The organism is Streptomyces sp. NPDC044719, from assembly GCF_056433405.1.
Map to the genome: position 1 here is coordinate 207,775 of NZ_JBWKHE010000010.1, position 20,259 is coordinate 228,033.

Consider the following 20,259-nt stretch of genomic DNA (forward strand, 5'->3'; position numbering starts at 1 on the left):
TATCGAGGACTTCTTGAAGATGAGCACGCAGACAGCGGACAGCGCGGACGGCTTCGCATGGACCGAACTCGACCGGCGTGCCGTCGACAGCGCCCGGCTTCTGGCGGCGGACGCCGTCCAGCGGGTCGGCAACGGCCATCCCGGCACCGCGATGAGCCTGGCGCCCGCCGCCTACACGATCTTTCAGAAGGTGATGCGGCACGACCCGGCCGACCCGGAGTGGGCCGGCCGTGACCGCTTCGTCCTGTCCCCCGGCCACACCTCGCTGACCCTGTACACGCAGCTGTACCTCGCGGGCTACGAGCTGGACCTGGACGACCTGAAGGCGTTCCGCACGCACGGTTCGAAGACACCCGGGCATCCCGAGTACGGGCACACCGCGGGTGTGGAGACCACCACGGGCCCGCTGGGCCAGGGCGTCGCGAACGCGGTCGGCATGGCGATGGCCGCCCGTTACGAGCGCGGCCTGTTCGACCCCGAGGCCCCCGAGGGCACCTCCCCCTTCGACCACACCGTCTGGGCCATCGTGTCCGACGGCGACCTCCAGGAGGGCGTCTCCGCCGAGGCCTCCTCCCTCGCCGGCCACCAGAAGCTCGGCAACCTGGTCTTCCTCTACGACGACAACCACATCTCCATCGAGGGCGACACCGCGACCGCCTTCTCGGAGGACGTGCTCAAGCGGTACGAGGCCTACGGCTGGCATGTGCAGAGGATCGAGCCGCGGGAGGACGGCGACGTCGACGTACACGCGCTGTACGCGGCCCTGAGGGCGGCTCAGGCCGAGACCGGGCGCCCCTCGATCATCGCGATGCGCACGATCATCGCCTGGCCCGCCCCGAACGCCCGGAACACCGAGGCCTCGCACGGCTCCGCGCTCGGCGAGGACGAGGTCGCCGCCACCAAGCGCCTCCTCGGCTTCGACCCGGAGAAGACCTTCGAGGTCGCCGACGAGGTGCTGGCCCACACCCGCGGGGCCCTGGACCGGGGCGCCGAGGCGCACACCGCCTGGGACAAGCGGATCGCCGCCTGGCGCGGTGACAACCCCGAGCGCGCCGTCACCTTCGACCGCGTCAGCAAGGGCGAGCTGCCCGAGGGCTGGGAGGACGCCCTGCCGGTGTTCGAGCCGGGCAAGGCGGTCGCCACCCGGGCCGCGTCCGGCAAGGTTCTCCAGGCGCTCGGCGCGGTCGTCCCCGAGCTGTGGGGCGGCTCGGCCGACCTGGCGGGCTCGAACAACACCACGATCGACAAGACCAGCTCCTTCCTGCCGAAGGGCAACCCGCTGCCGGAGGCCGACCCGTACGGCCGGACGATCCACTTCGGCATCCGTGAGTTCTCCATGGCCGCGGAGATGAACGGCATCGCGCTGCACGGCAACACCCGGATCTACGGCGGCACCTTCCTGGTGTTCTCCGACTACATGCGCAACGCCGTCCGGATGTCGGCCCTGATGCAGCTGCCGGTGACGTACGTGTGGACGCACGACTCCATCGGCCTGGGCGAGGACGGCCCGACCCACCAGCCGGTCGAGCACCTGGCCGCGCTGCGGGCCATCCCGGGCCTGAACGTCGTACGCCCGGCCGACGCCAACGAGACCGCGGCCGTCTGGGCCGAGATCCTCCGGCGGCACACCACTGACCCGGCCCCGCACGGCCTGGCGCTCACCCGCCAGGGCGTGCCGACGTACGAGCCGAACCCGGACGCGGCACGCGGCGGCTACGTCCTGAAGGACTCCTCGACCGAGGTGCCGGACGTGGTGATCGTGGCCACGGGCTCCGAGGTGCAGCTCGCCGTCGCCGCCCGCGAGGCCCTGGAGGCCGAGGGGGTCGGCGCCCGGGTGGTGTCGATGCCGTCGGTGGAGTGGTTCGAGGAGCAGCCGCGCGAGTACCGGGAGCGGGTGCTGCCGCCGTCCGTGAGGGCCCGGGTCGCGGTCGAGGCCGGTATCGGTCTGACGTGGCACCGGTTCGTGGGGGACGCGGGACGCATCGTCTCCCTGGAGCACTTCGGCGCCTCCGCCGACGCCAAGACCCTGTTCGCCGAGTTCGGCTTCACCCCCGAGAGGGTTGCCGCCGCCGCTCGTGAGTCCCTCACCGCGGCCCGTGGCTGATCCGACCGCCCGAAAGAAGATGATCACTATGAACGAAGCGACCGCGAGCGCGGGAGCACTCAAGCGCCTCTCCGACCAGGGCGTGTCGATCTGGCTCGACGACCTGTCGCGCCGGCGGATCGAGTCCGGCAACCTGGCCGAGCTCGTCGCCACTGGGAACGTCGTAGGCGTCACCACCAACCCGTCCATCTTCCAGGCCGCCATCGGCTCCGGTGAGGGCTACGAGGCGCAGCTCGCCGACCTGGCGGTGCGGGGCGTCACCGTCGACGAGGCCGTCCGGATGATGACCACCGCCGACGTCCGCGCCGCCGCCGACATCCTGCGGCCGGTGTACGACGCCACCGGCGGCCGGGACGGCCGGGTCTCCATCGAGGTCGACCCGCGCCTCGCCCACGACACCACGGCGACCGTCGCCGAGGCCCGGCATCTGGCCTGGCTGGTAGACCGCCCCAATGTGATGATCAAGATTCCGGCGACGAAGGCCGGTCTGCCGGCGATCACCGAGGTGATCGGTGCGGGCATCAGCGTGAACGTGACGCTGATCTTCTCGCTGGAGCGCTACCGCGAGGTCATGGACGCCTATGTCGCCGGCCTGGAGAAGGCCCAGGCGGCCGGTCTCGACCTGTCGGCCATCCACTCGGTCGCGTCCTTCTTCGTCTCCCGCGTCGACTCCGAGATCGACAAGCGGCTGACGCTGCTGGGCACGGACGAGGCCCTCGCCCTGAAGGGCAGGGCGGCCCTGGCCAACGCGCGGCTCGCCTACGAGGCGTACGAGCAGGTCTTCGCCGGGGCCCGCTGGCAGGCGCTGGGCGGGGCCCGAGCGAACCGGCAGCGCCCCCTTTGGGCCTCCACCGGTGTGAAGGACCCGGCATACAAGGACACCCTGTACGTGGACGAACTGGTCGCCCCCGGCACGGTCAACACCATGCCGGAGGCCACGCTGAACGCCGTCGCCGACCACGGCGACGTCCAGGGCGACACGGTCACCGGCGGTTACGCCCAGGCCCGCGCCGACCTGGCGGCCGTGGAGCGGCTCGGCATCGCATACGACGAGGTGGTGCGGCAACTCGAGAACGAGGGCGTGGCCAAGTTCGAGGTGGCCTGGCAGGACCTGCTGGACGCGGTCACCAAGTCCTTGAACAGCAAGGGAGTTGACGCGGAATGAGCGAGGGCATCCCCCAGACGGCCGAACAGGAGACCAAGGGGACCAAGGAGGAGAAGGAGGCCGTGGCGGCCCAGGAGGCGGCCGGGGTCGAGCAGACCGGGGTGGACGGCACGGCTGCGGCCACCGCCCCGCCCAGGGAGTACACCGAGGCCGACTTCGTCAACCCTCTGCGCGACGCGCGCGACCGCCGGCTGCCCAGGATCGCGGGCCCGTCCGGGCTGGTCATCTTCGGGGTGACCGGCGACCTGTCCCGCAAGAAGCTGATGCCGGCCGTGTACGACCTGGCCAACCGTGGTCTGCTGCCGCCGGGCTTCTCGCTCGTGGGCTTCGCCCGCCGGGACTGGGAGGACCAGGACTTCGCGCAGGTGGTGCACGACGCGGTCCGTGAGCACGCCAGGACCCCGTTCCGCGAGGAGGTCTGGCAGCAGCTCGCCGAGGGCATGCGGTTCATCCCGGGCGACTTCGACGACGACACGGCGTTCAAGCAGCTGCGCTCCGCCGTCGAGGAGCTGGACGCCTCCCGGGGCACCAGCGGCAACTACGCCTTCTACCTCTCGGTGCCGCCGAAGTTCTTCCCGAAGGTCGTGCAGCAGCTGAAGAAGCACAAGCTGGCCGACGCCCCCGAGGGGTCCTGGCGCCGCGCGGTCATCGAAAAGCCGTTCGGGCACGACCTGGAGTCGGCCGAGGAGCTCAACGCGATCGTGCACGACGTGTTCGACCCGGAGCAGGTCTTCCGGATCGACCACTACCTCGGCAAGGAGACCGTCCAGAACATCCTGGCGCTGCGCTTCGCCAACCAGATGTTCGAACCGATCTGGAACCGGTCGTACGTCGACCATGTGCAGATCACCATGGCCGAGGACATCGGCATCGGCGGCCGCGCGGGGTACTACGACGGCATCGGCGCCGCCCGTGACGTCATCCAGAACCATCTGCTCCAGCTGATGGCGCTCACCGCGATGGAGGAGCCGGCCGCCTTCGACGCGGCGTCACTGCTCACCGAGAAGCTGAAGGTGCTCCGCGCCGTGCAGCTGCCGGAGGACCTGGGGCTGAACACCGTGCGCGGGCAGTACGCGGCGGCCTGGCAGGGCGGCGCGAAGGTCGGCGGCTATCTGGACGAGGACGGCATCGACGCCTCGTCGAAGACCGACACCTACGCCGCGATCAGGCTCCAGGTGGACAACCGCCGCTGGGCGGGCGTCCCGTTCTATCTGCGCACCGGCAAGCGGCTCGGCCGCCGGGTGACGGAGATCGCGGTGGTGTTCCAGCGGGCCCCGCACTCCCCCTTCGACTCCACCGCGACCGAGGAGCTGGGCTCCAACGCGATCGTCATCCGCGTCCAGCCGGACGAGGGCATGACGGTCCGGTTCGGCTCGAAGGTGCCGGGTACGTCGATGGAGATCCGGGACGTGACGATGGACTTCGCCTACGGCGAGTCGTTCACCGAATCGAGCCCGGAGGCGTACGAACGGCTGATCCTTGACGTCCTCCTGGGCGACGCCAACCTGTTCCCCCGTCACCAGGAAGTGGAAGAGTCCTGGAAGATCCTCGACCCGATCGAGCGGTACTGGGCCACGCACGGCCGGCCCGCGCAGTACGCCTCGGGCAGCTGGGGACCCGCGGAAGCCGAAGAGATGCTCGCACGAGACGGACGGAGCTGGCGCAGGCCATGAAGATCGACCTGACCGACACCACGGCAAGCAAGATCAACAAGGCGCTGGTGCAGGGGCGCCGGGCCATCGGCACTCCCGCCGTGGGCATGGTCCTGACGATGGTGATCGTCACGGACGAGGAGAACGCCTACGACGCGATCAAGGCGGCCGAGGAGGCCTCGCACGAGCACCCCTCGCGCACTCTGGTCGTCATCAAGCGGCACGCCCGCACCCCGCGCGACCGCACCCAGTCCCGGCTGGACGCCGAGGTCCGGGTGGGCGCCGACGCGGGCACCGGCGAGACGGTGGTGCTGCGGACCTACGGCGAGGTGTCCGACCACGCCGACTCGGTGGTGCTGCCGCTGCTGCTGCCGGACGCGCCGGTGGTGGTGTGGTGGCCGATGGACGCCCCCGAGGTGCCCTCGAAGGACCCGCTCGGGGCACTGGCCCAGCGGCGAATCACCGACCTGTACGCAGTCGCGAACCCCCTGGAGGTGCTGGAGAGCCGGGTCCGCTCGTACGCGCCCGGCGACACGGACCTCGCCTGGACCCGGCTGACGCCCTGGCGTTCGATGCTGGCGGCGGCGCTGGACCAGGCCCGGGCGCGGATCGTCTCGGCGGCCGTGGAGGCCGAGGCCGAGAACCCGGCAGCCGAGCTGCTGGCCCGCTGGCTGGAGGCGCGGCTGCACGTCTCGGTCGACCGCGTGGTCACCGCCGGGCCGGTCGTCACCGCCGTACGCCTGGGTACCGAGAACGGCGAGATCGTCATCGACCGCCCCGAGGGCCCGCTGGCCACGCTGACCCTGCCGGGCCAGCCCTCCCGCACCCTGGCACTGAAGGTCCGTGCCACCTCCGAACTCATCGCCGAGGAGCTCAGGCGCCTCGACGCCGACGAGATGTACGCCATCGCCCTGAACGGCGAGGCCAACGAGGAGACGCCCGCTCATGTCTGACTCCCCCTCCGGCTCCCCCGAGCTCACCCGGCGGCCCGAGTGGACCGCCCTGGAGGACCACCGCACCGACACCCTGCCGCAGCCGGACCTGCGTGAGCTGTTCGCGGCGGACCCGGGCCGCGCCGAGCGCTACGTCGTGCGCGTGGGCGACCTGCGCATCGACTACTCCAAGCACCTGGTCACCGACGAGACGCTGGCCCTGCTCCAGGAGCTGGCCGCCGCCACCGGCGTCTTCGAACTGCGCGACGCCATGTTCCGCGGCGAGCGGATCAACGTCACCGAGGACCGGGCCGTGCTGCACACCGCGCTGCGGGCGCCGCGGGACGCGGTGATCGAGGTCGACGGCGAGAACGTCGTCCCGGGCGTGCACGCCGTGCTCGACAAGATGGCCGGCTTCGCCGACCGCGTCCGCTCCGGGGATTGGACCGGGCACACCGGCAAGCGCATCCGCAACGTCGTCAACATCGGCATCGGCGGCTCCGACCTCGGCCCGGCGATGGCGTACGAGGCGCTGCGGCCGTTCACCGCGCGGGATCTGACATTCCGCTTCGTGTCGAACGTGGACGGCTCCGACCTGCACGAGGCCGTGCGCGACCTGGACCCGGCGGAGACACTGTTCATCGTCGCGTCCAAGACCTTCACCACGATCGAGACCATCACGAACGCGACCTCGGCGCGCTCCTGGCTGCTGAACGGTCTCGGGGGCGACGAGAAGGCAGTGGCCAAGCACTTCGTCGCCCTGTCGACGAACGCCGAGAAGGTCGCCGGCTTCGGCATCGACGTCGACAACATGTTCGAGTTCTGGGACTGGGTCGGCGGCCGCTACTCGTACGACTCCGCGATCGGCCTGTCCCTGATGATCGCCATCGGCCCGGACGGCTTCCGGGAGATGCTCGACGGCTTCCGCATCGTCGACGAGCACTTCCGCAACGCCCCCGCCGAGGACAACGCGCCGCTGCTGCTGGGCCTGCTCGGCATCTGGTACGGCAACTTCCTCGACGCCCAGTCGCACGCCGTCCTGCCCTACAGCCACTACCTGTCGAAGTTCACCGCCTACCTCCAGCAGCTCGACATGGAGTCCAACGGCAAGTCGGTGGACCGCGAGGGCCGTCCCGTCACATGGCAGACGGGGCCGGTGGTGTGGGGCACACCCGGCACCAACGGGCAGCACGCCTACTACCAGCTCATCCACCAGGGCACCAAGCTGATCCCCGCCGACCTGATCGGCTTCGCACGGCCCGTCGCCGAGCTGGCTGACGAACTGAAGGCTCAGCACGACCTGCTGATGGCCAATCTGTTCGCGCAGGGGCAGGCGCTCGCCTTCGGCAAGACCGCCGAGGAGGTGCGGGCGGAGGGCGTGCCCGAGGAGCAGGTGCCGCACCGCACCTTCCGGGGCAACCACCCGACCACGACGATCCTGGCCACCGAGCTGACCCCGTCGGTCCTCGGCCAGCTGGTCGCCCTCTACGAGCACAAGGTGTTCGTGCAGGGCGCGGTGTGGAACATCGACTCCTTCGACCAGTGGGGCGTGGAGCTCGGCAAGGTCCTGGCCAAGCGCGTCGAACCCGCCCTGACCGAGACGTTTGCATCAGCCGCTGACGCGGCGGGCTCCGTCCCCGGTCTCGACCCGTCCACGGCCGCGCTGGTGGCCGCCTACCGCAATCTTCGGGAAGTGAACTGACATGCAGATCGGTCTTGTGGGTCTCGGCAAGATGGGCGGCAACATGCGCGAACGCCTGCGCAACGCCGGCCACACCGTCATCGGCTACGACACCAACCCCGAGAAGTCCGACGTGGCCAGTCTGGCCGACCTCGTCAACCAGCTGGAGGCGCCGCGCACGGTCTGGGTCATGGTCCCGGCCGGCGACCCCACCCAGCACGTCATCGACCGTCTGGCGGACCTCCTCAAGCCCTATGACACGGTGGTCGACGGCGGCAACTCCCGCTGGACGGACGACGAGAAGCACGCCGAGGAGCTGAGCAAGCGCGGCATCGGCTTCGTCGACGCGGGCGTCTCGGGCGGCGTGTGGGGCCTGAAGAACGGCTACGCCCTGATGGTCGGCGGCGAGAAGGAGTACGTCGACCGGCTGCAGCCGATCTTCGACGCGCTCAAGCCGGAGGGTCCGTACGGTTACGTCCACGCGGGCAAGGTGGGCGCCGGGCACTTCGCGAAGATGGTCCACAACGGCATCGAGTACGCGATGATGCAGGCCTACGCCGAGGGCTGGGAGCTGCTGGAGGCCGTGGACTCGGTGGACAACGTCCGCGAGGTGTTCCGCTCCTGGCAGGACGGCACCGTCATCCGCTCCTGGCTCCTCGACCTCGCGGTCAACGCGCTCGACGAGGACGAGCACCTGGAGAACCTCCGGGGATTCGCCCAGGACTCCGGCGAGGGACGCTGGACCGTGGAGGCCGCGATCGACAACTCCGTGCCGCTGCCCGCGATCACCGCCTCCCTGTTCTCCCGGTTCGCCTCCCGTCAGGACGACTCGCCGCAGATGAAGATGATCGCGGCGCTGCGCAACCAGTTCGGCGGCCACGCCGTCGAGTCCGCGAAGAAGGCGTAGCACCGTGGGCGATCTGCTGCTGGTCCGTCACGGCGAGACGGAGTGGAGCCGGAGCGGACAGCACACCAGCTTCACCGACCTGCCCCTCACCCCGCGCGGTGAGGAACAGGCCAAGTCGCTGGTTCCGCTCCTGGCGGACCGCCCCTTCGCGCTGGTTCTCACGAGCCCTCTCACCCGCGCGGTGCGCACCGCCGAACTCGCGGGCCTGACGGGGGCCGTGCGGGACGCGGACCTGCACGAGTGGTACTACGGCGCCTACGAGGGCGTCACGAGCGACGAGATACACCGCACCCGCCCGGACTGGGACCTGTGGACCGACGGGGGTCCGCCCGGTGCCGACGGCGAGCCCGGCGAGTCCCCCGAGGAGGTCGGCGAGCGCGCCGACCGGGTGCTCTCCCGGGTGGCGGGGGCGCTGCCCGAGGGCGATGTGATGCTGGTGGCCCATGGCCACTTCCTCCGCGCCCTGACGGCCCGCCGCCTGGGCCTGTCCGCGGCCGAAGGCCGCCTGTTCCGCCTGGAGACGGGCACGGTCAGCCGGCTGTCGACCGAACACGGCCGGCCGGTGATCGCGGAGTGGAACGCGAGGGCGTAACGCGCTTCGGCCGGGGGTGAGTTGACAGCCCCCGGCCGGCGCGCAAGAGTCCCCGCTGATGGAGATCGACAATATGACACCCGCCGAGGAGCGGGTGTGGCGTGCCTTCTCGCGTGGGCGGGACGTGGACTTCCGGGAGCCGGCGGACGAGGATGCGGAGCGGGGCGCGGACTGGGGTCCCGAACGGACCGTACGCGCAACCGTGTTGCGGGCGCTGCTGCTGAGCGCTCCGCAGGAGGACGGTGAGACCGCCGCCCTCAGACTGGGGGGTGCGCGGATCACCGGGGTGCTCGACCTCAAGTACAGCGAAATCGATCACGCCGTGCGCCTGAGTCACTGCTACTTCGAGAAGATTCCCGTGCTGTACGCGGCGCGCGTGCGCCACCTGAACCTGCGCGACTCCGTCCTGCCCGGCCTGGACGCCGCCACGCTGCGGGTGGACGGTGTCCTGCGCATGTCGGACTGCCTGTTCGACGGGCCCGTGCGGCTCGGCGGCGCGCAGATCGCCGGGGCGCTGTTCCTGGACCGGGCCGACGTCGACGAAAGGTCCTCCGGTCAGCCCGCACTCCAGCTCAACCATGTGACCGTCGGGGACGGCCTGTCGGCTCCGGGCCTGCGGACGCGGGGCGGGGTCCGGCTGACGGGCGCGTCGGTCGCCGGATCCGTGGACCTGAGCGATGCCCGGCTGCGGGGCGGCACGGGGGAGGTCGTCCTCGACGCGGAGCTGGCCGCGGTGGAGGGCGACGTCCTGCTGCGCGGCGTGGAGACATTCGGCTGGATCGGCCTGCGCGGTGCCCGGATCGAGGGCCGCCTCGACCTGTCGCACGCGCGTCTGTCGAACCCCGGTGACGCCGCGCTGCGGGCCAGCAGCTGCACCATCGGGGAGGTCTGGCTGCGCAAGAGCCCGCCCATGGAGGGCACGCTCAATCTGCGCCGCGCCCAGCTGGACGTCCTGTGGCTGGAGCCGGACGTGGTGCCCCAGGAGGTCCTGCTCGACAGCCTCGTCTACACCTCCCTCACACCGCACGCGCCCGCCGAGCGCCGTCTGGCGATGCTGGAGCGGGACGGCGAGGGCTATGTCCCGCACGCCTACGAGCAGTTGACGGCCGCCTACCGCCGAATCGGCGACGACCACGCCGCCCGCCAGGTCCAGCTCGCCAAGCAGCGCCGCCACCGCGGCACCCTCCCCTGGTTCGGCCGGCTCTGGGGCTATGTGCAGGACGCCACCGTCGGCTACGGCTTCCGCCCGCTGCGGGCCGCGGGCTGGCTGGTGTCGCTGCTCGTGATCGGCTCCGTCGCGTACTCCCTGCACCACCCCCAGCCGCTGAAGACCAACGAGGCCCCGCAGTTCAACCCGGTGTTCTACACACTCGACCTGCTCCTGCCCGTGATCTCCTTCGGGCAGGAGGGGGCGTTCGCACCGTCCGACGGCTACCAGTGGTTGTCCTACGCCCTGGTCCTCACCGGCTGGATCCTCGCCACGACGGTCGTCACCGGCATCACCCGGACCGTCAGCCGCCAGTGAGGGCACGCACCGTGTGCTGGGCCGCCAGCCGTACCGGGGCGTTGGCGGCGCCGTAGCCGCGGTAGCCGTCATCGCGCTGGACCAGCTCGAAGAAGACGCGGCCGATGGTCCGGGTGTAGCAGTGGCGGAAGACGCCGTGGGCGTCACGGTCGTAGAGGATGCCGAGGTCGCGGTAGGTCTCCAGCTCCCCGTCCGTGAACTCGAAGCGGGCGGCGAGGTCGTCGTGGTAGTTCGCGGGGACGGGCAGCAGCCGGCCGCCTGCCGCACGGAACCGGCGGGCCGCGGCGACCACGTCGTCGGTGGCGAGGGCGATGTGCTGGGCCTGCACGGTGTCGTCCGTGGGCGCGGCGCCGACGGTGAGGGCGATCCGGACGCTGCCGTCGGGGTTGGTGACGGCACGGCTGCGCAGCAGACCGTACGGGTCGGCGACGTCCACGCTCTCCTGGGCGTGCAGGCCGAGCACCCCGCGGTGGAAGAGGGCCGCCTCGTCGAAGTGGTGCCAGGGCTGGGTCAGGGCGAGGTGGTCGATGCGGCTGATGCCCGCCGGGGCGGGGGCCGGACCGGTGTCCTCGAAGTCGGCCCGCCAGTCGGGCAGTTCCGGGCGGCCGGTGGCGCAGAAGAAGAGCTCCGTGCCGTCGGGAGCGGCGACCGCGTCCAGCGGGGCGTCCTCGGGTGCGCGGCGACGGGGCAGGACGGGGGCGAGCAGCGCCTCGGCACGCCGGGCCGCCGCGGCCGGGTCGGGTGACTCCAGCCCGATCGCGGCGAGCTGGGTGCCGTCGCGGCGGACGGCCGGCCCGGTGTTGACGAGGATCCGGGCCTCGCCCTGCTCCCACAGGGCGACGGGCTTGCCGCGGTGCCGGGCGGTACGGGTGAAGCCGAGGCAACCGAGCAGGGCGGTGAGGGGCTCGGCGTCGGGTGTGACCAGCTCGGCGAAGGCGACGCCGGTGGGGACGACGGGGGCGGGCAGGGGCGCCCGGCCGACCGCCTCCTGGAGGACCAGCAGGGAACGCCGGGCGTCCACCGCGGTCGGGCCGGCGTCGGCCTGCCGGAAGACGTCGTTGAAGACCTCCAGGGAGAGCGGGCCGTCGTAGCCGGTGCGCAGGACGTGCCGCACGAGGCCCGCCACGTCGAAGCCGCCCTGGCCGGGGAAGCAGCGGTAGTGGCGGCTCCACTGGAGGACGTCCATGGCGAGCAGCGGGGCGTCGGCGAGCTGGAGGAAGAAGATCTTCTCGCCGGGGATGTCCGCTATGCCTTCGAGGTCCTTGGGTTCCGAGCCGCGCGAGAGGATGTGGAAGCTGTCCAGGCAGGTGCCGAGCGCCGGGTGATCTGCCGTCTCGACGATGCGCCAGGCGTGGTCGTACGTACTGACGTGCCGCCCCCAGGCGAGCGCCTCGTAGGCCACCTTGACGCCGGACTCCCGCGCGAGGTCGGCGAGCCGGCTGAGCTGCTCGGCGGCGAGGGCGTCGTCGTCCACCGCCTGCGGGGAGACGCTGGAGCAGACGAGGACGGTGCCGGCGCCGAGCCTGCGCATCAGCTCGAACTTGTGGCGGGCCCGCCGCAGGTTCCGGGCGAACTCGTCCTCGGGCACGGCCTCGATGTCCCGCACGGGCTGGAAGAGGTCGATGCTCAGGCCGAGATCGGCGCAGCGGGCGCGGATGTCCTCGGGGGTGAGGGGGCTGGCCAGCAGATCGTTCTCGAAGATCTCCACCCCGTCGAAGCCGGCCCGGGCCGCGGCGTCGAGCTTTTCGGTGAGGGATCCGCTGAGGGAGACGGTGGCGATGGACGTACGCACGTCGGTACCTCTCTCTAGTTCGGTGCCCCTACGGCCCCGGCGAGTGCGGTCAGGTCCGTCAGCATCCGCGCGGCGTCGGGTTCCCGGCCGGTGAACAGGCGGAACGCGTCGGCGGCCTGGAAGGCGGCCATGCCGCCGCCGTCGAGGGTGGCGCAGCCCAGCGCGCGTGCGGTGCGCAGCAGTTCGGTCTCCAGCGGGCGGTAGACCACCTCGGCGATCCACAGCCCGGGGTGGAGCAGGTCGGCCGGCAGGGGGAGTCCGGGGTGGGCCGCCATGCCGGTGGGCGTCGCGTGGACGATGCCGTCGGCGTGCGCGAGCAGTTCGGCCTGCCGTTCCGGGGGTGCGGCGGCCACCCGGCCGTCCCCGAAGGCGCGGTTCAGGGAGCCGGCGAGGGCGGCGGCCCGTTCGGGCAGCGCGTCGACGACGGTGACCCGCTCGGCGCCGAGGGTGAGGGTGGCGTGCGCTACGGCCGCGCCCGCACCGCCGGCGCCCAGCTGCACGACCCGCTCCAGCGGCGCGTCGGGCAGCCCGCGCGCGAAGGACGCGGCGAAGCCGGTGACGTCCGTGTTGTGGCCGACGGCGCGGCCGTCCTCGAAGACGACGGTGTTGACCGCGCCCAGCGCCTCGGCCTGCGGGGCGAGCGCGTCCAGGTGCTCGATGACGAGCTGCTTGCAGGGGTGCGTGATGTTGAGTCCGTCGAAGCCCAGGTCGCGGGCGGCTCGCACCAGATCGCCCACCGCCTCCGGCGGCACCCCGAGCGGATCGATGTCGATGAGCCGGTACAGCAGGCGCAGGCCCTGACGGTCGGCCTCCCGCTCGTGCAACGCCGGACTGAGCGACGGGCCGATGCCGGAACCGATCAGTCCGACGAGATACGAGTCCTTGGGCACACGGGCCTCCCGAGCAGCTCACTAATGTACGAACTAGTACGTTAGCTATATCAGCCGAGCACGGCCACGGGAAGCCCCCGCCGGGCGCGGGCCCCTGCTTCTAGAATCACCGGCACCGGCCCCTCCGCCCGAAGGAACCTGATGACCAGCGTCGAAGAACCGGCACGTCCTGGCGAGCGCATCCGTGACGCCGCCCGCACCCAGGCCGAGATCCTCGACGTCGCCACGCAGGAGTTCGCCCGGGCCGGCTACGACGGGGCCCGGGTGGACGAGATCGCCGCCCGCACCCGCACCACGAAGCGGATGATCTACTACTACTTCGGCGGCAAGGAACAGCTGTTCACGACCGTGCTGGAGCGGGCGTACGGCGTGATCCGGGAGGCCGAGCAGCAGCTCGACGTCGAGCACCTGGACCCGGTGGCGGCCATCCGGCGCCTGGCCGAGGTGACCTTCGACCACCACGAGCGGCACCCGGACTTCATCCGCCTGGTCAGCATCGAGAACATCCACGGAGCCCAGCACATCGCGGGCTCCGAGAAGCTCGGCAAGATCGGCTCCCCCGCCCTGGACGTGATCCGCCGGATCCTGGCCTCGGGCCAGGAGTCGGGCCTGTTCACGGCCGACGTGGACGCCGTCGACCTGCACGCGATGATCTCCTCCTACTGCTTCTTCCGGGTCTCCAACCGGCACACCTTCGGCGCGCTGTTCGGCCGCGACCTGCTGGATCCGGCACAGCGCGCGCACTACCGCACCATGCTGGGCGACATGGTGATCGCGTATCTGACCGCGGAACGCACGGCGGACTGAAGTCCCGCGCGCGACCCCTTGACACCGGCGGCACACGGGCGCAGCATCACTGGCCATCCCCTACTAACTACCCAGTGGGTTAATTAGCCGCGATCCGGCACGTCCCCTCTGCTCGCCGTTCGTCTCACTCCGCCTAAGGTGGAGCCCGCTAAGGAGCCGCACGTGTCCGTCCCCGCCACGCCCCGAGGGGCCGCCGTCCCGCCCGGCCAGCCCAGGAAAGCCGCGACCGCCGCCTGGATCGGCAGCGCGCTGGAGTACTACGACTTCTTCATCTACGGCAGCGCGGCCGCGCTGATCTTCCCCGAGGTGTTCTTCGACGAGTCCGACCCGGCCACCGCGACCCTGCTGTCGCTGGCCACGTTCGGCGTCGCGTACGCCGCCCGCCCGGTCGGCGCGCTGTTCCTCGGCCACTTCGGGGACAAGCTCGGCCGCAAGAAGATCATGGTCTTCACGCTGATGCTGATGGGCCTGTCGACGTTCCTCATCGGCTGTCTGCCCACCCGCGACCAGGTCGGCACCCTCGCCCCGGTCCTGCTGGTGCTGTGCCGGGTGCTCCAGGGCATCTCGGCGGCGGGCGAGCAGGCCAGCGCCAACTCCATGACGCTGGAACACGCGCCGCCGGGCCGGCGCGGCTTCTTCACCAGCTTCACCCTCAGCGGCACCCAGGGCGGCCAGCTGCTGGCCACGCTGGTCTTCATCCCGGTCGCCGCGCTGCCGGAGGAGCAGTTGCTGTCGTGGGGCTGGCGGGTGCCGTTCTGGCTGAGCGTCGGGGTCGCCGTCGTCGGCTATGTCATCCGGCGCAAGCTGGACGAGACCCCGGCCTTCGCGCAGCAGGCCGCCGAGGAGGGCGTCGTCAAGCTGCCGTTGGTGGTGCTGATGCGCGAGCACTGGGCGGATGTGCTGCGGGTGATCGCGGGCGCGCTCATCGCCTCGGTCAGCACGATCTTCACGGTGTGGGCGCTGGCGTACGCCACCAGCGACGCGGTCGGGATGTCGCGCACCTCCATGCTGTGGGTGGGCGCCCTGGCCAATGTCGTCGCGCTCGCCGCGATCCCGCTGTGGGCCACGCTGTCCGACCGGATCGGCCGCCGCCCGGTGTTCCTGATCGGCGCGGCCGGCAGCGCGGTGACGATGTTCCTGTACCTGTGGGCCGTCTCCACGGGCTCCTACCCGCTGACGTTCCTGACGGGCATCCTCTGCTTCGGCGTGGTCTACAGCGCCGCGAACGGTGTGTGGCCCGCCTTCTACGGCGAGATGTTCACGACCCGGGTCCGGCTGTCCGGCGTGGCCATCGGCACGCAGATCGGTTTCGCGGCGGCCGGGTTCGCGGTGACGTTCGCCGCGCAGATCGCCGGGCCGGGCGGCGACGACTGGTCGGCGGTGGCCCTGTTCACGGCGGCGCTGTGTGTGCCGCCGGTGATCGCGGCGGTGTCGGCGCGTGAGACGCACCGGGTTCCCACGGAGGTGCTCGGTGAGCGTGCGGCTCGGGGAACCGTTCAGCCGGAGAAGGTCACGGCCTGACCCTGCGATGCCCGGTGCGGGTGCGTGGGGGCTGTTCGCGCAGTTCCCCGCGCCCCTTGAGGGCCGGTCTTCAGCTGTTGGACCAGGCTCGGCGGCACAAGACCAAGCGGTAGCCGTCGGGGTCCTCGATGGTGATGCCCCACTCGTTCCAGTAGGGGTTGGGAGACCCCACCCGCTTGCCGCCGTGCGCCTCCAGGCGAGCGACGAGGTCGTCCGGGACGGCGCCGTCGGCGTAGATCACCAGCAGGTCCTCCTCGGTGGGGCGGGGCTCGACCGGCCGGGCGGCCTCGTGCACGAGCTCCAGATGCCAGTCGGCGTCGGGCCAGCCGAGCATCAGCAGGTCGTGCTCCCCCGGCTCGCCCCCGCCCTCGGCCCGCCACACCACTTCGAGTCCGAGCCCCTCGCGCCAGAACCGCTCGGCCGCCGCGAGATCCCGGGAGGGACGGGCGATCCGGATGTGGCTGCGACCGTGCACGGGCATGGCGACCTCTTCTCATGGCGTCCTGGTCCGCGGCGGCCGCGCACCCGTCTCGCAGCCTAGGAAGCCGACCGCCCCATGACATCGGCCATCGGTCCTGCGCCCCGGGGCTTAGGCCTTGGTGTGCACGATCTGGATGAGGTTGCCACAGGTGTCGTCCAGCACCGCGGTGGTGAGCGGGCCCATCTCCGTCGGCTCCTGTGTGAACCGCACCCCGAGCCCGCGCAGCCGCTCGTACTCGGCGTGTACGTCGTCCACGGCGAACGAGGCGGCCGGGATGCCGTCCTCGACCAGCGCCGTCTTGTACGGCTGCACCGCCGGATGGCCCGACGGCTCGAGCAGCAGCTCCGTCCCGTCGAGGTCCTCCGGTGACACCACGGTCAGCCAGCGGTCGGTCCCCACCGGGACGTCGTGCTTCTTCACGAAGCCCAGCACGTCGGTGTAGAAGCTCCGGGCTTTTTCCTGGTCGTCGACGAAGACGCTGGTGATGTGGATCCTCATGAGCTGCTCTCCGGAGTGTCGGACCTGATCTCGGACAGGCTGCGGCCGTCCGGTTCGACGGTACCGGTGACCTCTGACATTCACCTGTTCCTGCGCGGTCCTGGCGGGGTATGCCGGATCTCACCTCGACGAGCGCGACGGAGGAAGAGCGATGGCACAGCTGCGGCAAGAGGTCGATCCCGGCGAGGCGGGGCTGGATCCGAAGGTGCTGGACCGCATGGACCGGCACTTCACCCGACTGGTCGACGAGGGGCGGCTGCCGGGCTTCCTCGTGTCCGTCGCCCGCGCCGGACGCGTCGCCCACCTCACGACGCACGGGCTGCGCGACATCGCGGCCCGCCGCCCGGTCGAACCCGACACGCTGTGGCGGGTCTACTCCATGACGAAGCCGGTCACCGCGGTCGCCGCGCTGCTGCTGGTGGAGGAGGGCCGGCTGTCGCTGGACGACCCCGTCGCCGGCCATCTGCCGGCCTTCGCCGAGCCGCGGGTGTACGCCGGCGGCTCCGGGGCCGACGTACGGACCCGCCCCGCCGACGGCCCCATACTCGTCCGGCACCTGATGACCCACACCTCGGGTCTGACCTTCGGCTTCTACCACACCCACCCCGTCGACGCCCTGTATCGCGCGGCCGGCCTGGAGTCCTCGGTGCCGCCGGGCGCCGACCTGGCCGAGACCATCGACGTGTACGCGAGTCTGCCGCTGCAGTTCGAGCCGGGCACCGAGTGGAACTACTCGGTGGCCAGCAATGTCCTGGGCCGGATCATCGAGGTCGTCTCGGGTCAGCCGCTCGACGTGTTCTGCGCCGAGCGGGTCTTCGGCCCCCTCGGCATGACGGACGCGGGTTTCCACGTCACGGACGAGCAGGCGCCCCGGCTGTCGGAGATGTACGGGGAGAAGGAGGGCGGCGGCATCGAGCCGATCCCGGGGCTGCCGCTGCGCGGCCGGCCGCGGTTCCTGTCGGGCAGCGGCGGCATCGTCGCCTCCGCCCACGACTACCACCGCTTCATGGAGCTGCTGCGCCGGCGCGGCGAACTGGACGGCGTCCGGCTCCTCGCGCCCGGCACCGTGGACCTGATGACCCGCAACCACCTGCCCGACGGCGCCGACCTGCGTTCCTTCGGCAGCCGTCCCGCCCACGACGAGCCGGGGAACGACGGGGTCGGCTTCGGCCTCAACTGCTCCGTGGTCATCGACCCGTCCCGCACCCTCGTGCCGTCCGGGCTGGGCACCTATGGCTGGAGCGGGGTGGCGACGACGACGTTCTGGGTGGACCCGGGCCGCGACCTGACGGTGCAGTTCATGACGCAGGTGCGGCCCCGGTCCTCGCACACGGTGTTCCGGGACCTGAAGAGGATGGTCCACGAAGCCCTGTCGGGCTGAGCCCGCTACCGGTCGACGCGCAGCGTGAACTCGACTCCCTCCTGGGCGAGTTCACGCAGCCACTGTTCGGACCGTGCCGCCGTCTCGGCGGCACGGTTCAGACCCGGCGGCAGAGAGCCGTCCAGGACGTGGCGGACCCCCAGGGCGAGGGTGCGCGAGACACAGCGGGCCATCGCGCTCTCCCTCGCGTCCCCCACCAGGTCGAGGAGGTAGCCGCCGGACCAGGTTCGTCCCGCCTCGGCCCGTACCTCCAGCGACACGGCGAGGACGACCCGGTCCCGATCCTCGTCCGTCGTGGGATAGGCGGCGGCCAGCTCCTGGGCCAGGGTGGCGATCCGGGTGTCGTCGCCCGCCTTCAGCTCCTCGAAGACACCGTCCCAGGCCCGCAGCCAGCCCTTCAGCCGCAGGGTGCCGCGTACGAACGTCCGCGGTGTCCAGGCGTCCGGCAGTTCGTACTGCCCGACGAACGGGACACTGTCGCGGTTGGGATAGACCTCGAACGTCTCCCCCTCGACGACATGCCGCCGGGTGGCCTCCCACGGGCGGTCGGCGACGGTCTCGGCACCGCCCTCGATGTAACGGGCCGGTGAGCGCAGGGCGTTGAGGACGCCGGCCGGTGCCCAGCTGAAGCGGTACGTGAAGTCGTTCGGGACGGCGGGGACACCGCCGCAGTACGAGGTGAGGGTGAACGAGGCGGGCGTCCCGTCGCCGATGGCGTCCCGGGCCCGGGCGACCAGGGCGTGCGCGAAGAGATGGTCGATGCCCGGGTCGAGCCCGGCCTCGGTGAGGACGACGACCCCGGCCTTCTCGGCGGCGGGCACCTGATCCAGCACCGACTGGGACACATAGCTGGAGCAGGCGAAGTGCGCTCCCCGCCGTACGCACTCGGCGAGCAGTGGCGCGTGCTCCGGCGCGGGCAGCATCGACACGACGACGTCGCCGGGAGCGAGTTCGGCGGCGAGCGCTGACGGCGTGTATGCGCGGGGCTCGGCCCGTCCGGCGAGGCCCAGCCGGCCGAGGGCGTCGGCGGCGCGGCTCTCGGTGCGGTGCCAGAGCCGTACGCGCTCGGCGGTGTCGCACAGCGCGGCCAGTCCGCTGCCGGTGGAGAGGCCGGCGCCGATCCAGTGGACGGTACCGCTGGCGGACACCGGGTCAGCGATCACCGGGCTCCCCCTCATCGAACGACTGCTCATCGAATTCCCCCCTGTCGAGTCCGTGTTCACGGCAGGCCTGACGGAACCGGTCCAGGCAGCGTCCCCAGGGCCCGGCGACGCCGAAGTCGAGCAGCTGGGGATAGAGAGCGGCCGAGAAGTCGGCGCTGGACTCCAGCGGCAGCAGGGAGGGGAGGTTGTCGATGGCGATCAGGTCGAGCGGGGGTTCGGCGCGCAGCCGGCGTACGGGCTCGTCCCAGTCGGTGGTGTCGTCGTACACCGGGAGGACGTTGAGCGGGGAGCCGACGTCGCAGGTCACGTCGCACAGGGTGCGCAGCCGGCGGTCCGGGGTGTCGAGGTCCCGCTCGCGGAGGAAGGGCGGGACGGGGGTGGTGGCGAGCACCGCGTTCACCATCACGTCGTGCTCCAGCAGGGCGCGGCGGTCCAGGTCGCGGGTCTCGGCGAGGTCCCAGCAGGTCGGGGCGATCCCGGCGGCGGCGAACGCCACCCGGGCACCGCGACCGCTGCGTCCCAGGGCGCCGATGACCAGGCCGGTGAGCTCGGCGTCGCCGGCGGCGGGCTTCAGGGTCTCGTCCAGGTCCTCTTTGGTGGTGGGCGTCAGCGGTGCCCGCAGCCGGCCCCGGTGCTGGAGCACCGCCAGGGCGGCGCCCAGATAGCCGGCCCAGAAACCGAAGGCGGCGAGGCGCCGCCCGGTGTCGTCCACCAGGTACTCCAGGTCGAACAGCGTCCCGCCCCCGGCCGTGAACCGGCCCAGCAGGCCGGCCGCTCCCGGCTGGCCCTTGTAGGCGTGGCCGAAGAAGATGTGCCGGTGCGTCAGTTCGGCGGGGTCCGCGGGCAGTTCCTTCAGGCCGAGCACGACGGCGTCAGGGGGCGCCGTCACCCAGGAGCCCGCGGGCGCGACGCGGCAGCCGGCCGCCTCGTACTCCTCGATCGGGAAGACCCGCTGAGGGGACTCCTCAACGGTCAGTTCCACTCCGTTCCCGACGAGCCGCCGGGCGTCGTCGGGCACGATCGGTGTGCGTCGCTCGGTGGTTCGGGCCTCGTGGCGCAGCCACAGATGGAGCTCGGTCATACCAGGTGGGCCTCCGGCGTGAGGCGTCGGCCGCTGAGGGCCGACGCTCAAGGGGCTGACGTCCACGAAGCGTACGCGGCCCGCCTC

General features: G+C 71.5%; 17 protein-coding genes. 11 read left to right on the plus strand and 6 right to left on the minus strand.

Annotation, left to right across the window (positions count from 1 at the left end; translation table 11 throughout):
- Window positions 1-19 precede the first annotated feature (19 nt).
- Genes tkt through AC07DF_RS35265 form a run of 8 tightly spaced genes read left to right on the plus strand, consistent with a single transcriptional unit; the run spans window position 20 to window position 10,558 of the window.
- Window positions 20-2,104 carry a transketolase gene (gene tkt / locus AC07DF_RS35230; protein WP_478980582.1) on the plus strand — a complete coding sequence of 695 codons (2,085 nt, stop codon included), beginning with the start codon at window positions 20-22 and terminating at the stop codon, window positions 2,102-2,104.
- A gap of 19 nt (window positions 2,105-2,123) precedes the next feature.
- Entirely contained in the window at window positions 2,124-3,269 is a 1,146-nt protein-coding gene (tal, locus tag AC07DF_RS35235; protein WP_478980584.1) for a transaldolase, read from the plus strand.
- Entirely contained in the window at window positions 3,266-4,942 is a 1,677-nt protein-coding gene (gene zwf / locus AC07DF_RS35240) for a glucose-6-phosphate dehydrogenase (RefSeq protein ID WP_478980586.1), read from the plus strand. The genes tal and zwf overlap by 4 nt, the downstream gene beginning before the upstream one ends.
- A complete protein-coding gene (gene opcA / locus AC07DF_RS35245; RefSeq protein ID WP_478980588.1) occupies window positions 4,939-5,874 on the plus strand; it encodes a glucose-6-phosphate dehydrogenase assembly protein OpcA in 936 nt (311 codons plus the stop codon). The genes zwf and opcA overlap by 4 nt, the downstream gene beginning before the upstream one ends.
- Complete coding sequence (pgi, locus tag AC07DF_RS35250) at window positions 5,867-7,555, plus strand: glucose-6-phosphate isomerase (RefSeq protein ID WP_478980590.1); 1,689 nt, start codon at window positions 5,867-5,869, stop codon at window positions 7,553-7,555. Before opcA ends, pgi begins: the two co-directional genes overlap by 8 nt.
- Before the next feature lies 1 nt (window position 7,556).
- Entirely contained in the window at window positions 7,557-8,441 is an 885-nt protein-coding gene (gene gnd, locus AC07DF_RS35255) for a phosphogluconate dehydrogenase (NAD(+)-dependent, decarboxylating) (protein ID WP_478980592.1), read from the plus strand.
- 4 nt (window positions 8,442-8,445) lie between these two features.
- Window positions 8,446-9,033: a histidine phosphatase family protein gene (locus AC07DF_RS35260; RefSeq protein WP_478980594.1), complete on the plus strand. Its 588-nt coding sequence runs from the start codon at window positions 8,446-8,448 to the stop codon at window positions 9,031-9,033.
- A 58-nt stretch (window positions 9,034-9,091) separates the two neighbouring features.
- The gene (locus tag AC07DF_RS35265; protein ID WP_478980596.1) at window positions 9,092-10,558 is read left to right on the plus strand and encodes a membrane-associated oxidoreductase; all 1,467 of its coding nucleotides are present in this window, start codon (window positions 9,092-9,094) and stop codon (window positions 10,556-10,558) included.
- Here the strand turns inward: AC07DF_RS35265 and AC07DF_RS35270 are convergent.
- Both AC07DF_RS35270 and AC07DF_RS35275 read right to left on the minus strand, forming a co-directional pair.
- The gene (locus AC07DF_RS35270; RefSeq protein ID WP_478980598.1) at window positions 10,545-12,350 is read right to left on the minus strand and encodes a bifunctional sugar phosphate isomerase/epimerase/4-hydroxyphenylpyruvate dioxygenase family protein; all 1,806 of its coding nucleotides are present in this window, start codon (window positions 12,348-12,350) and stop codon (window positions 10,545-10,547) included. The genes AC07DF_RS35265 and AC07DF_RS35270 overlap by 14 nt on opposite strands.
- A gap of 14 nt (window positions 12,351-12,364) precedes the next feature.
- Window positions 12,365-13,240: a shikimate dehydrogenase gene (locus AC07DF_RS35275; protein ID WP_478980600.1), complete on the minus strand. Its 876-nt coding sequence runs from the start codon at window positions 13,238-13,240 to the stop codon at window positions 12,365-12,367.
- A 141-nt stretch (window positions 13,241-13,381) separates the two neighbouring features.
- Here AC07DF_RS35275 and AC07DF_RS35280 point away from each other — a divergent pair, with 141 nt between their 5' ends.
- Window positions 13,382-14,047, plus strand: coding sequence for a TetR/AcrR family transcriptional regulator (locus AC07DF_RS35280; RefSeq protein ID WP_478980602.1), 666 nt, complete (start codon window positions 13,382-13,384; stop codon window positions 14,045-14,047).
- A 162-nt stretch (window positions 14,048-14,209) separates the two neighbouring features.
- Window positions 14,210-15,568 (plus strand): MFS transporter, encoded by a 1,359-nt coding sequence (locus AC07DF_RS35285; RefSeq protein ID WP_478980604.1) that lies wholly within the window; start codon window positions 14,210-14,212, stop codon window positions 15,566-15,568.
- 70 nt (window positions 15,569-15,638) lie between these two features.
- On the opposite strand, the gene AC07DF_RS35290 is transcribed toward AC07DF_RS35285, so the two are convergent.
- Window positions 15,639-16,049: a VOC family protein gene (locus tag AC07DF_RS35290; RefSeq protein WP_478980606.1), complete on the minus strand. Its 411-nt coding sequence runs from the start codon at window positions 16,047-16,049 to the stop codon at window positions 15,639-15,641.
- A gap of 108 nt (window positions 16,050-16,157) precedes the next feature.
- On the minus strand, window positions 16,158-16,547 hold the full coding sequence (locus AC07DF_RS35295) for a VOC family protein (RefSeq protein WP_478980608.1): 390 nt from the start codon (window positions 16,545-16,547) through the stop codon (window positions 16,158-16,160).
- 151 nt (window positions 16,548-16,698) lie between these two features.
- On the opposite strand from AC07DF_RS35295, the gene AC07DF_RS35300 reads away from it, so the two are divergent.
- On the plus strand, window positions 16,699-17,928 hold the full coding sequence (locus AC07DF_RS35300) for a serine hydrolase domain-containing protein (RefSeq protein ID WP_478980610.1): 1,230 nt from the start codon (window positions 16,699-16,701) through the stop codon (window positions 17,926-17,928).
- A gap of 5 nt (window positions 17,929-17,933) precedes the next feature.
- Here AC07DF_RS35300 and AC07DF_RS35305 read toward each other — a convergent pair whose 3' ends face one another.
- Both AC07DF_RS35305 and AC07DF_RS35310 read right to left on the minus strand, forming a co-directional pair.
- The gene (locus AC07DF_RS35305) at window positions 17,934-19,088 is read right to left on the minus strand and encodes a saccharopine dehydrogenase family protein (RefSeq protein ID WP_478980786.1); all 1,155 of its coding nucleotides are present in this window, start codon (window positions 19,086-19,088) and stop codon (window positions 17,934-17,936) included.
- Window positions 19,081-20,172, minus strand: coding sequence for a saccharopine dehydrogenase (locus tag AC07DF_RS35310; protein WP_478980612.1), 1,092 nt, complete (start codon window positions 20,170-20,172; stop codon window positions 19,081-19,083). Before AC07DF_RS35310 ends, AC07DF_RS35305 begins: the two co-directional genes overlap by 8 nt.
- Window positions 20,173-20,259: the final 87 nt, after the last annotated feature.

What these genes read in the sequence shown, in the direction of transcription:
- AC07DF_RS35310 (WP_478980612.1), bottom strand. Translation starts at nt 20,172, where the DNA reads ATGACCGAGCTCCATCTGTGGCTGCGCCACGAGGCCCGAACCACCGAG.
- zwf (WP_478980586.1), top strand. Translation starts at nt 3,266, where the DNA reads ATGAGCGAGGGCATCCCCCAGACGGCCGAACAGGAGACCAAGGGGACC.
- tal (WP_478980584.1), top strand. Translation starts at nt 2,124, where the DNA reads ATGATCACTATGAACGAAGCGACCGCGAGCGCGGGAGCACTCAAGCGC.
- tkt (WP_478980582.1), top strand. Translation starts at nt 20, where the DNA reads ATGAGCACGCAGACAGCGGACAGCGCGGACGGCTTCGCATGGACCGAA.
- pgi (WP_478980590.1), top strand. Translation starts at nt 5,867, where the DNA reads ATGTCTGACTCCCCCTCCGGCTCCCCCGAGCTCACCCGGCGGCCCGAG.
- AC07DF_RS35265 (WP_478980596.1), top strand. Translation starts at nt 9,092, where the DNA reads ATGGAGATCGACAATATGACACCCGCCGAGGAGCGGGTGTGGCGTGCC.
- AC07DF_RS35295 (WP_478980608.1), bottom strand. Translation starts at nt 16,547, where the DNA reads ATGAGGATCCACATCACCAGCGTCTTCGTCGACGACCAGGAAAAAGCC.
- gnd (WP_478980592.1), top strand. Translation starts at nt 7,557, where the DNA reads ATGCAGATCGGTCTTGTGGGTCTCGGCAAGATGGGCGGCAACATGCGC.
- AC07DF_RS35300 (WP_478980610.1), top strand. Translation starts at nt 16,699, where the DNA reads ATGGCACAGCTGCGGCAAGAGGTCGATCCCGGCGAGGCGGGGCTGGAT.
- AC07DF_RS35290 (WP_478980606.1), bottom strand. Translation starts at nt 16,049, where the DNA reads ATGCCCGTGCACGGTCGCAGCCACATCCGGATCGCCCGTCCCTCCCGG.
- AC07DF_RS35280 (WP_478980602.1), top strand. Translation starts at nt 13,382, where the DNA reads ATGACCAGCGTCGAAGAACCGGCACGTCCTGGCGAGCGCATCCGTGAC.
- opcA (WP_478980588.1), top strand. Translation starts at nt 4,939, where the DNA reads ATGAAGATCGACCTGACCGACACCACGGCAAGCAAGATCAACAAGGCG.